At 62.2% G+C, this 12243-nt stretch carries 8 protein-coding genes; all 8 read right to left on the bottom strand.

All coding sequences use genetic code 11. The features are described 5' to 3' along the window. Nucleotides 1-30 precede the first annotated feature (30 nt). The 8 genes from IAE39_RS13055 to flgF all read right to left on the bottom strand — a co-directional run bounded on the left by IAE39_RS13055 (nt 31) and on the right by flgF (nt 11948). Nucleotides 31-3609, bottom strand: coding sequence for a glycosyltransferase (locus tag IAE39_RS13055; protein WP_201202950.1), 3579 nt, complete (start codon nt 3607-3609; stop codon nt 31-33). A 116-nt stretch (nt 3610-3725) separates the two neighbouring features. Then, a complete protein-coding gene (locus IAE39_RS13050; RefSeq protein ID WP_201202948.1) occupies nt 3726-5291 on the bottom strand; it encodes a flagellar hook-associated protein 3 in 1566 nt (521 codons plus the stop codon). Nucleotides 5292-5304: 13 nt separating this feature from the next. Continuing rightward, nucleotides 5305-7335, bottom strand: a complete 2031-nt coding sequence (gene flgK, locus IAE39_RS13045) for a flagellar hook-associated protein FlgK (protein ID WP_201202946.1) — start codon at nt 7333-7335, stop codon at nt 5305-5307. A gap of 12 nt (nt 7336-7347) precedes the next feature. Then, nucleotides 7348-8502 (bottom strand): flagellar assembly peptidoglycan hydrolase FlgJ, encoded by a 1155-nt coding sequence (gene flgJ, locus IAE39_RS13040; RefSeq protein WP_201202944.1) that lies wholly within the window; start codon nt 8500-8502, stop codon nt 7348-7350. Between the two features lie 11 nt (nt 8503-8513). After that, complete coding sequence (locus IAE39_RS13035; RefSeq protein ID WP_442968438.1) at nt 8514-9623, bottom strand: flagellar basal body P-ring protein FlgI; 1110 nt, start codon at nt 9621-9623, stop codon at nt 8514-8516. A gap of 12 nt (nt 9624-9635) precedes the next feature. Continuing rightward, nucleotides 9636-10331: a flagellar basal body L-ring protein FlgH gene (flgH, locus tag IAE39_RS13030; protein ID WP_201202940.1), complete on the bottom strand. Its 696-nt coding sequence runs from the start codon at nt 10329-10331 to the stop codon at nt 9636-9638. 42 nt (nt 10332-10373) lie between these two features. After that, nucleotides 10374-11159: a flagellar basal-body rod protein FlgG gene (gene flgG, locus IAE39_RS13025; protein WP_012315556.1), complete on the bottom strand. Its 786-nt coding sequence runs from the start codon at nt 11157-11159 to the stop codon at nt 10374-10376. Nucleotides 11160-11207: 48 nt separating this feature from the next. Beyond that, nucleotides 11208-11948, bottom strand: coding sequence for a flagellar basal-body rod protein FlgF (gene flgF, locus IAE39_RS13020; RefSeq protein WP_201202938.1), 741 nt, complete (start codon nt 11946-11948; stop codon nt 11208-11210). Between the last annotated feature and the right edge of the window lie 295 nt (nt 11949-12243).

The following is a 12243-nucleotide window of genomic DNA, read 5'->3' as shown; positions in this document are numbered from 1 at the left end:
CACGCGCAGGCTCATGCCCGCGCCCGGGGTTCAGTCCGCCAGCCAGGCGTTGGCCCAATGCTGCAAATGGTGCGGCATCAGCATGTAGTCTTGCAGCACAGCGTTACGCAGGGCATCGCCCTGGCGATAGCTGGCCTGTGGGTCGGCCAGGTGCATGCGGATCGCATCCAGCCATTGTTCAGTGGTGTTGTCCTTGACCCGCGTGCAAGGCAGGTAGCCTGCATAGGCTTTGGTATCAGTACAAATGACCGGGAAGCCGCAAGCGCCGTATTCGAGCAGGCGCAGGTTGCTCTTGCAGTCGTTGAACAGGTTCTGCTCCAGCGGCGCCAATGCCAGGTCGAGGTTCAGGCTGGCCAGCTTTTGCGGGTACTCGGCCATGTTGATGGCCTTGTGGAATTCCTTGACGTAAGGCTGCAAGGCCTCCGGGCACATGCCAAAGAACACCCAGTCGACTTCATCGGCCAAGGTCTTGACCACGTCCAGCAAAAGCTCCAGGTCACCGCGGTGGCTGGTGCCACCCGCCCAGCCCACCCGGGGCCTGGCACTGGTCTGCCGCTGACTGGACATGCCCGCCCACAGCTCGGCCGACAGCATGTTGGGCACCACACGGATATCCCGATGCATGCTTGAAAGCGCGTCAGCAAGAGGCTCTGTGGAACACACCACGCGGTCACAAGACGCAATGGCCGTAGCGACCAGCTCGCCGATATTGCCGGGCAGGTTGCGAGCGTGATCGTTCTTTTTGGGCGGCTGGATGATGTAATCGTCCAGCTCATAGATGCGCCGGGCATTGGAAAAACGCTTGAACCGCTCGATTTCCTTGATATTGGCCGGGGTATAACGGCATTGCAGGATCATCACATCGGGCTTCATGCGTTCAAGCTCGATCAGCCCGGGCGTTGTATGGTTGATCCGCCCCTGGATCCAGCCTGCACGCTCAAGCTCCGTGAAGGGGTGGATGACGCGGTAATGCCCGATTGCTGTGGTGTTGGTAGGCAATGCCAGCACGGAGGGCATTGCGCGTGCAATGAACGGGTCCCATCCGCTGCGCAGCCCTGGCTCGAAATTGAAGTTGGCAAGCTTGAGGCTGAGGTTGTCGTTATAGGCCGGGTCACGGGCGATCCGGTGCAACCAGCGTTCGTAGAACACGTCCTTGTCGGCCTGCACGCATTCATCTGACACAGCCTCCACCCTGTCACCCGGCAACTTGAGCACCCGGGAAAACGGCGTCCAGACCGCCAGGTAACCTTTGTCACGGGCGCGCAAGCCAAAGTCGGCGTCGAACAACCCGACTTGCAAAGCAGACGCATCCAGGCCTTGCAACTCGTCGAACAGCGCACGCCGAATGACCAGACAGTCCAGGCTCAGGGCACTCCAGTTCTGCACCAGGCGCTGGCGGCCCATGTAGCCATCGGCACTGAAAAGGCCGCCCATGAACGGTGTGCCCGCCGTGCCGCCATTAAGGCCAAGCACCAGGCCTGCGCCAACCACCTTGCCATCGCCGGCACAAATCATGGGGCCAACCAAGCCTACCTCTGGGCGCTGCGCGTGACTCATCAGGGCACTCAGCCACTGGCGCTCGAACAGTGCACAGGCATTGTCGAGCAACAGCAGATAGTCGCCCCGTGCGCAGAGGCTGGCCTGGTTCAGGGCGGCTGCGCGCCCCTGCGCCGTGACGTCGACGATCCGCAACTGGCCGTCGCCCAGCCCACGCATGGCGTTGAGCCAGGCATTTACATCAGCAGGCTCGTCACCACTGGCAATCACCAGCACCTCGAAGCGGCTGTACTCGGTGTGCTCAAACAGCGACTCGACGCAGCGCCTGAGTGCTTGCAGCTGGCTACCTGCCTGGATCAGGATCGACACACTGGCCTGCCGTTCATGCTGGTAGGTCACGCGGGTGACCAGGCTGCCGCCGACGCCCTCCACCACCGCATCAATACCGATACGACGCAGATGCGCCTCCACCACACCGCGGGCCTCGGCTTGCCCAAGTGGGTCACTCACCCAGTCTGCATAACCACATTCGCATTGCACCAGCATCTCGGCCACGTGCTCTACCACGTGCAGGCCATGGGCCTCGACCAGGCGCCACAGCGCATCCTGCGGGGCCAGCCGTGCGAAGTGGCTATCGAAACCGCCCAGCCCCTGCAGCGCCGCCCGATCGAACGCGAGGGTGCGCCCCACATAGGGCAGGCTACGCATCAGGTCGAGGTTGAAGTCCGGTTTGAAAATAGGGTTGCCGGGGGCCAGGTCGTCGAAGGTGTCCTCGTCGCTGTAAAGGCAAAGGCTTTCGCTGCGCAGCGCCATACGCTCGGCCATGATCACCAAGGCATGCGGCTGCAAACGGTCACCGGCGCGCATCAGCAGGATCCAGTCGGCAACCGCCGGGCTGGCCAGCCAACTGTTGATCCGCTCGAAATCATTGCCGCCCACGGCCAGGTACTGCACGCCGGGCGCCTCCACCCTGTCGAACGCGTCGGGGGCCAGGACCAGCACCCGGCGGGCTGGGTAAGACTGTACAGCCAGGCTGTCCAGGGTTGCACGCAACGCAGCCTGCTCGCCCGCCGCGCACGAAATGATCGGTACGATGGCGGGCTGTGCAGGCCATTGCTCGATCCGTTTGGGCAGCAACCGCAACTGCCCGGCTGACAGGTTTCGACACGCCAGCCACTCGCTGTACATCTCGGCGAAGCTGAGTGCGTGAGTGCCAACCTGCTGGGTGAAGTTGGCAACCTGGCTGGTGTAGAACCGGCGGATATCGAACTCATCCCAAACCTGTGCAGGGTCGCCTTCATAAGCGCCCAACGGCAGGAAACGCACCCAGCCGTTGGCAGGTGCCGACTCGCCGGTGCGCGCTGACAGCATCTGCTGCAGCCACTGAGTCTCGACCTTGTAAGCTTCGGTCATGCTGACATGATGGCTGAGGCGGCCGGCGTGGATACGCTCGACGCTCAATACCTGCTCCAGGCTGGCAAGGTGCCCACGACGCAATAGGCAGGTGTACAACGCCAGATCCAGTCGCGCAGCGAAGCCCTGCCCCTCCTGCACCAGCTGGGGCAGGTATTCCTGGACCTGGGCACGGCGGAACAGCGCATGGCTCAGCCCCCCGAACAGATTGGGGACATTGTCGACGATGCTTGCCAGCAGGTCCGTTCCGAACAGCACGGCACTGTAGGGCGCGATCACACTGTTAAGCGCCCGCGAAGGCAGCAGTATGTCATCTGCGGAACAGACCAGGCGCTGGGCAATCACCATGCGCACATCCTGCCACTGGCTCATGACCGATGCCTGGCGGCTGATGCAGCTGTCCAGCAACAGGTCGTCGTCGCACAGGAACTTGACCAACTCGCCGTTGCAGTGTTCCAGGCAGTTCAGCAAATTGCGCGCAAAACCCAGCCGCGCCGGGTTGCGCCTGTAGCGCAATGGCACTGCTGCGTCCTTGCCCAGCTCAATGCAGATTGCCTCGATCTCGGCACTGGCACTGTCGTCGCAAATGACAAGTTCCAGATTCGGGTAGTCCTGGGCCAGCGCACTGGCCAGCGTGCCACGGAAAAACTCGGCGTTGTAAGCAGGGATGGCGATACTGACGAGAGGTTGCTCAGACACGGTGACGACCTTGATAGAGGGGCGATGCGCTTGGAAAGCCGGCAGCCACGAGGGCGCCGCCGGCGGAGGCTCAGCCGCAGCACCCTGGTGTCATGGCCGACGAAGACCCAGGCAGGTCAGATGTAGTTCATCAACGACAAGCCCGAGATTTTCGCATACGCCTGCAACGAGGCCTGCAGCATGTTGGTCTGCATCTGCAGACGGATCAGCACTTCGGCCGGGTCGCTGTTGCGGATCGAGCTTTGCGTCTTGGTGTTCTCGGCACCCAGCGCTTCGTTGGTTTCGGCCTGCACGTCAATCGCCTGGCCGCGACCACCGATCGAGGCAATCGAGGACGTGACCTGGTTGGTGGCACTGGCAATGTTGCCAATCGCCGAGTCCAGCGAGGCCAGGAAGTTCTGCTTGGCGACCGGGTCGTCGTCGACCGGGGTGCTGAGCGCCTCCCGCAACTGGCTGATGGTATCGAGCACGTTCTGGGTCTGGTGCGTGTCAACCTTGATGCCGAAGCTGTCACCGGCGGCTGGCGTGCCGGAGAATTCGAATTCGACGCCCATTGCCGTTGCCGTGTTGCCGCTCAAGGTGCCTGTGGAAATCGGCTTGCTGTCGGCTGTGACCGGCGAGGCATAAAGCTCGAAGGCACTGGCGCTGGTGAACTTGAGCACGGCGCCTTCGGGGAAGGCTGATTTGTACTTGGCCGGGTCGGTGATGGTGGCCCCGGTTACCTGGGCCGAAGAGCTGTTGCCAGCGCTGCGGGTACCGGTAATTTCGTCGGCTTTGGCGCTGAGGGTAAACGTATGGCCAGCGATGGCAGCATCCGGGTCGGCCTCATCACCCTCCTTGAAGGTGATATCCAGGCGCAAGTCCACCCCGCGGAAATTGATCGTGGTGTTCTGCCCGTTGGGGTCGAACTTGCCGCCCTGGCCCGCTTCCAGCGTCACATCCTTGCCGTTGACGTCGGTGATCTTCAGCTGGGTGCTGCTGGTGAATTCGACGGTGTAAGGCTCGCCACTGCGGAACTTGTCGTTGAACGTCGCGCTGCCGGTCACCTGGCCGTTGGACAAGTTCACGCGGCCGTCATCGGTGGCCGGCGAAACCAGACGGGTCTCGCTGCGGCTGGTATTGAGGGCCTGCTCGAAGGCGTCGTAACCGGTCTCGTTGGTCGCCAGTGTGAGCATGTCGCCGACCTGCAGCTTCAACTGGCTCTGGTCACCCTGATAGGTGTAGGTGCCGTTGGCATTGCGCACGTAGGGCGGCGTGTCGCCCTTGGAACCCGAGAACAGGTAAGCGCCGCTCTCGTCCTTGCTGTTCATCAACGAGAACAGTTGCTCCTCCAGCGATGCCAGTTCGGTAGCGTTGGCCTGGCGGTCGGCGTCAGTGAAACCGGCGTTGCCAGAGCTGATCGCCAGTTCGTTGACGCGCTGCAGGATCGTGCCGATCGAACTCAGGGTGCTTTCGGCGGTGCCCAGGGAATTTCGCACGTTGGTGATGTTACGGCCATACTGGTCGAGCATGTTCTGCTGCTGTTGCAACTGCAACAAGCGCGCCGCCCCTACCGGGTCATCTGCACCACTGCGCACGCGAATGCCGTCCGAAGCCTCCTGCCGCGTCTTGTCCAGCGTGGAGAAGCTGCGCTGATAATTGGCGCTGTTGCTGTTGTAGAACTGCGAAGTGGAAATGCGCATGGTCTACTGCTCCTTAAAGGGCATTGATCAAGGTGGTGAAGGTTTCCTGTGCCGCCTTGATAATCTGCGACGACGCGGTGTAATACTGTTGGAACTTGACCAGGTTACCGGTCTCTTCATCAAGGGATACGCCCGACACCGAACTGCGGCTGTCCAGTGCAGAGGTGTGCAAGGCACCGGTTGCGTCGGCGTCCATTTTTGCCTGGCCAGCGCTGCCCCCTACCCGCGACACCAGCTTGGCGTAGGCATCGGTGAAGCTGATGCCTCGGCCATTGGCGCCCACTTCGACGGTCGACTTGGTTTGCAGGTCGATCACCGATTGCGCATTGCGGTTGTCCGCCGACCCCGCCCCCGTGAGGGATACGGTATAGCTGTCGCCATTTTTCGGCGCCCCTGACACACTCATTTCGAAGGTGAACGTGTCGCCGGTTGCATTGCCGTTACCATCCACCATCGGCACCGACAGCTGCAGTTTGTTTTCTTGCCCCGGGATGACCGTGCCGCTACCGATCGAGTTGCCCTTGGCATCGTACATCGTGTAAGTCTGCGGCGACGTGGTGTCATCGCCGAACACCAGCTTGACCGGCGTCGAGTGCTTCATGCCGTTCTGCAGCGCACTGAGTTGCGCCGGATCGTAGATATCCAGGTCGGTGGTCAGGCTCGGCTGGGTGATCTCACCGGTGCCCTGGTTGCCCGAGCCGCTGGTCGCAGTCAAAGGCGCCGCCAACGCCAGCTTTTTCGGGTCGGTCAGTACCGCGTCGATACCAGCTGCCGCATTACGGGTGGGGGTGATCTTGAAGCTGTCGCCGGCCTTCAGGCCACCGCCATTGAGTGACAGGGTAAAGCCATCGATCACGGGTGGCGGCGTGGTACCCAGGTCGTAACTGCCCATGTCGGTACCTTCCGGCAGCTTGCGCACGCTATAACCGGTGGCACTGGTGAAGGTAACCTGGTAATCACTGGTGCTCAGCTTGCCCGTGTCCTTGATGGTGACATCCAGGTTGCCGGAGCCGGCGCTGTTGCCCTGCTTGGCAATACTGCGTTCGCTGATGGCCTTGGCACTGTTGATGTCGCCGAACAGCGAAGCGCCAAAGTTGCCGTTCTTGTCGATGCCCTGGGCCAACTGGCTGTTGATGGCATCGGCCACCACCAGGGCCACGCGGCCCAGCTCGTTGAGCGCAGGGTCGAGGGTTTCGGTGCGGTAACGGATCAAGCCACCAATCTCGCCACCGGTGGCGCTGCTGGTGATGTCCATCTTGGTCGAGCCACGATTGAGGATCAGGGCCATGCGCGTCGGGTCGGTCGCACTGGTTTCCACGCCCAGGGTCTGGGTGGTATTGCCCAGGACCAGTGACTGGCCGTTCTTCAGGTAAATGTCGTAGCTACCATTGCGCTCAACCACATCGGTGCCGATCAACGCGTTCAGCTCGCGCACTGCACCGTCACGCTGGTCAAGCAGGTCGTTGGGCTGCCCGGAGATGGCACTGACCCGGGAAATCTGGGTATTGAGGTCGGCGATGGTCTTGGTCAGGCTGTTGACCTGGTTGACCAGCGAACCCATGTTGTCGTTGAGGTTGCTGTTCTGTTGCTGCAACTGCGACGACAAGGTATTGAAACGTTTTGCCAGGGACTGGGCACTGCTCAGCAACAACTGCCGCGAGGCATCCTCGGTAGGCTTTGCTGCTGCGTCCTGCATGGCACTGAAAAAGCTCTGCAGCGCTGCGGTAATACCGGTGTCGCTGCCCGACAGCGCGGTATCCAGCGGTGTGATCTGGCTCAGGTAGGACGACGCTTCGCTGCTCAGGGAGGTAGTAGTACGCAGCTGGTTCTCAAGGAACGCGTTGTACACCCGACGCACGTCAGCCAGCGTGGTGCCACTGCCAATGAAGAACTGGCCCTCCTGCTGGCCACCTTTGGCCTTCTGCACAATCTGTTGGCGCGAGTAGCTATCAACATCAGCGTTGGCGATGTTGTTACCCAGGGTGTAGAACCCCGATTGCGCGGCACCCAGCCCCGACATACCAATGTTGATCAGACTCGCCATGGTTTCCTACCTTTAAATTTTCGTTGCGGTACCGAGCAGCGCGTAGTGCTCGTACGACTTCATCTGTTTTGCTATCTGCGAGATCTTGCTGGCGTAATTCGGGTCGGTGGCGTACCCGGCCTTTTGCAACTCTTGCACGAACTGTTCTGGTTTATCGGCGGCTTTCACCGCATCTTGATAGCGCGAATTGTTCTGCAACAGACTGACCAGGTCATGGAAGCTGTCCTGGTAGGAGTCGTACGAACGGAACGCCGCCGTCTCCTTGACGAACTGGCCATCGCGGAACTCGCTGGTAATCGCCCTCGCCTCGCCGCCGTCCCAGTTGCCGGTGGCCTTGATGCCGAACAGGTTGTGGCTGCTGCTGCCATCGGTGTTACGCATTACCGATTTGCCCCAGCCGGTTTCCAGCGCTGCCTGGGCCACCAGGTAGCGTGGGTCGACGCCGATGCGCCTGGCGGCCTGCTCGGCCATCGGCAGCATGGTGGCAACGAATTCGTCGCTGTCGGTAAACGCCTTGTTCGGCGCCAGTGGTGGCTGCGCCACGGCGCGGCCGACAATGCGCAGGCCGTTGTCCGGCACCGCAAACGCCCTGGCCACTTGCTGCCCGTCGCGTGCAGGCACCGCGGCGGTATTGGTGGTAGCCGCCGACGGCACGATACCGGCCAGCAGGCGGTCGGTGAGCTTGCTCGGCAGCGCCAGGCGCCGCGAGTTGAGTGCGGCGACATCATTGCGGGTAGCGCTCGCCTGCTCGGTATGCACGGGCTCGACCACTTTGTTGCCCCACAGCGCCGGGGCACTGCCCGCGCCGCGCGGGAACGGGCTGGTGTTGGCCGGCGTGCCCTTGTTCTTCGACAACTGGCGCACCAGCACGTCCTGCAGCCCGATACCGCCACCCTCGCGGGACATGCTCACGGCCAACTGCTGGTCGTACATGTCGCGGTACTGCTTGACCGTTTCGGTGTTCATCGGGTTGTCGTCGGCCAGCACGTCGCTGGCCTTGCGCGAGGCCTTGAGCATTTCGCTGATGAACAGCGACTCGAACTCCTGGGCCACCTTGCGCACATTCGCGTCGCTGTCGCGGTCGCCGTGCTTGAGCGAACTCAAGCGGTTGAGGTCGGTATAGGCGCCGCTGTCGGCACTGCCGGAAACCAGGCTCTTGCTATTCATCCGCGCCGTCCTCAGATCACGATCAGGTCGGCTTGCAAGGCGCCGGCCTGTTTCAGGGCTTCAAGGATGGCCATCAGGTCGCCGGGCGCTGCGCCCACCTGGTTCACCGCACGGACGATTTCATCCAGCGTGGTGCCCGGGCCGAACTTGAACATCGGCTTGGCTTCCTGCTCGGCGTTGACCCGCGAACGTGGCACCACGGCGGTCTGGCCATTGGAGAAGGCCCCCGGCTGGCTGACGATCGGGTCTTCGGTAATGGTCACGGTGAGGCTGCCGTGGGTCACCGCTGCCGGCGACACCTTGACGTTCTGGCCAATCACGATGGTGCCGGTACGCGAGTTGATGATCACCTTGGCCACCGCCTGGCCCGGGTCGATCTCGAGGTTTTCCAGGATCGACAGGTAATCCACGCGCTGGCTCGGGTCCATCGGCGCACTGACCCGCACCGAACCGCCATCTACCGCCTGGGCCACGCCCGGGCCGAGCAGGTCGTTGACCTTGTCGACGATACGCTTGGCGGTGGTGAAGTCGGGGCGGTTGAGGTTCAGGGTCAGGGTATTGCCCTGGTTGAAGCCGCTCGGCACCGCTCGCTCGACACTGGCGCCACCGGGAATACGGCCGGCCGATGGCACGTTGACGGTGATCTTCGAGCCATCACGGCCCTCGGCGTCGAAACCGCCCACCACCAGGTTGCCCTGGGCGATGGCGTAGACGTTGCCGTCGATACCTTTAAGCGGGGTCATCAGCAGGCTACCGCCGCGCAGGCTCTTCGAGTTACCGATCGACGACACGGTAATGTCCACCACCTGGCCCGGCTTGGCGAACGCTGGCAGGTCGGCATGCACCGACACCGCCGCGACGTTTTTCAGCTGCACGTTGCCGGAACCGGCCGGCACCTTGATGCCGAACTGCGACAGCATGTTGTTGAAGGTTTGCAGGGTGAACGGCGTCTGGGTGGTCTGGTCACCCGTACCGTTCAGGCCCACCACCAGGCCGTAGCCGATCAACTGGTTGGAGCGCACGCCAGAAATGCTGGCAATGTCCTTCAGGCGCTCGGCCTGCGCCGCGAAGGCGCAGGACATGAGCAGGGTTGCGGCAATCAGCTGCCTCACGTTGAACATGGTCATCCGTACTCAGAAAGGCCAAAGCGGGCTGATGAAGAAGCGGTCCAGCCACCCGGGCTGGCTGGCATCGGCGAACGAGCCGGTACCGGAATAAGTAATGCGCGCATCGGCCACACGGGTGGACGGCACGGTGTTGTCGGTGGCGATGTCGTCGGCGCGGACCATACCGGCGATGCGCACCAGCTCTTCGCCGGTGTTCAGGGTCATCCACTTCTCGCCACGCACGGCGATAATGCCGTTGGGCAACACTTCGGCCACGGTGACGGTAATGGAACCGGTCAGGGTGTTGCCCTGAGTGGCCTTGCTGTCGCCCTTGGTGGCGCGGTCACCGCTGTAGCCGGCTTCCAGCGACAGGTCACCGCCGCCGAACGGGTTATTGGTGTTCGGCGTACTGCCGAACAACGACGTCAGGCCAATGTCGGTCTTGCTGGTCTTGGCGATCTGCGAGCCGGCGTTCTTGCTGGCCGACGTGCGCTCGTTCAGGGTGATGGTGATGATGTCCCCCACCCGGAACGCCTTGCGGTCGCTGTACAGGTTCTGTTCGAAACCCGCCTGGTAGATCGAGCCGTTGTTGGCCGCCGCCGGCAACGGGGTGCGCGGCAGTACCGGCGCGTAGTACGGGTCGTTTGGCTTGGGCGTCGGGCCGACGCAACCTGCCAGCAACACCGCCCCCCCCAGGGCGAAAACGGACAACAGACGATTCATGACACTTACCTCACAGGCACAGGTGTAACAACAGAACAGGGCTTACAGTTGCTGGGTAACGAACGACAGCATCTGGTCGGCGGTAGAGATGACTTTGGAGTTCATCTCGTAGGCACGCTGGGTGGTGATCATGTTCACCAGCTCTTCCACGGTGCTGACGTTGGAGTTTTCCAGCGTCTGCTGCAGGGTGGTGCCGAAGCCGTTCAGGCCCGGGGTACCGACCTGTGGCGCGCCACTGGCAGCCGTTTCAAGGAACAGGTTGTCACCGATGGCCTGCAGGCCGGCCGGGTTGATGAAGTCGGCGGTCTGGATGTTGCCGATCACCTGCGCAGCCGGGTTGCCGGCAGTGGTGATCGACACGGTGCCGTCCTGGCCCACGGTGAAGGTTTGCGCATCGTTCGGCACCACGACCGCAGGCTCCAGGGCAAACCCGTTGGCGGTGACGATCTGGCCATCGGAGTTCAGGTGGAAGGTGCCGTCACGGGTGTACGAAACAGTGCCATCCGGCTGCAGCACCTGGAAGAAACCACGCCCGTTGACAGCCATGTCCAGCGGGTTTTCGGTGGTTTGCAGGCTGCCGGTCTGGAAGTTTTTCTGCGTGCCGACGATGCGCACACCGGTACCGACCTGCAGGCCGGACGGCAATTCGCTGTCCTGGGTGGACTGCGCGCCAGGCTGGCGTTTGATCTGGTACAGCAGGTCCTGGAATTCGGCACGATCACGCTTGAAACCGGTGGTCGAGACGTTGGCCAGGTTGTTGGAGATGACGGTCAGGTTGGTGTCCTGGGCGGACAGGCCGGTTTTAGCGACCCAAAGAGCCGGAAGCATTCAGTATTCTCCTCGTGCGCCTGTTTTACGGCACCCGTTCAAAAGTGGTTAGCCGAGTTGCAAAACACGCGCCATGGCTTCGTCGCCTTCCTTGGCCGCGTTCATCATCTTGACGTGCAGTTCGAATTGACGGGACAGCGCCAGCACCGAGGTCATTTCTTCAACCGCGTTGACGTTGCTGCCTTCCAGGAAGCCCGACACCACCCGCACATTGACGTCGGCGGCGGCTGGCTGGCCATTCTGGGTATGGATCAGGCCGTCCAGGCCCTTGCTCAGGCCTTTGGTGTCGGGGTTGACCAGCTTGATGCGGTCAACCTCGGCCATCACCCGCGGGTCTTCGCCCATGGAACGGATGCTGATGGTGCCATCGGCACCCACCTCAACCTTCTGCTCTGGCGGGATGGCAATCGGGCCACCGTTGCCGATCACCGGCATGCCGTTGCCGGCACGCAGCACGCCGAGCGCATCGATGTTCAGGCTGCCGGTGCGCACATAGGCCTCGCTGCCATCGGGTGCCTGCACAGCGATAAAGCCCTTGCCGGTTACCGTCACGTCCAGGTCACGGCCGGTTTCCACCATCGGCCCCTCGCTGAAGTCAGTGCCCGGGCGCTCGGTCATGGCAAAGGCACGCGCCGGAAAGCTGTCACCAAACACCGGCATCGAGCGCGCCTGCTCCAGGTCGCGCTGAAAACCATTGGTGGAAATGTTCGCCAGGTTGTTGGCATGAGCCTTCTGCGCCAACGCGTTCTGGCTGGCACCGGTCATGGCCACGTAAAGCATCTTGTCCACAGTCATCCTCCACTGCACTGGCGGGCGTTTGCCGCTCACCGTTGCTATGTGGGCTAGGAAGCAAGTTCCGAACCAACTTGTGAAAATCGGTTAAAAGCCCGTGGATAGGGGGGTTAGGGGAATGAGCCAAGGGGCTGAACGTCGGTTATCCGGCGCCGGATTGCCGATAGCGGCAAGGCAACGCCTGAAGCTGCCGCGCCCGCCTTCATGGAACTGCGCATAACTCACTGAATTCCCAAGGACACTGTAGGAGCGGCTTTAGCCGCGAACACCGGCGCAGCCGGTGCCATGCACC

The organism is Pseudomonas sp. S37, from assembly GCF_016658545.1.
Lineage (GTDB): Bacteria > Pseudomonadota > Gammaproteobacteria > Pseudomonadales > Pseudomonadaceae > Aquipseudomonas.
The sequence above is the reverse complement of the archived record's forward strand: the minus strand, read 5'-3'. Positions and strand labels throughout refer to the sequence as shown.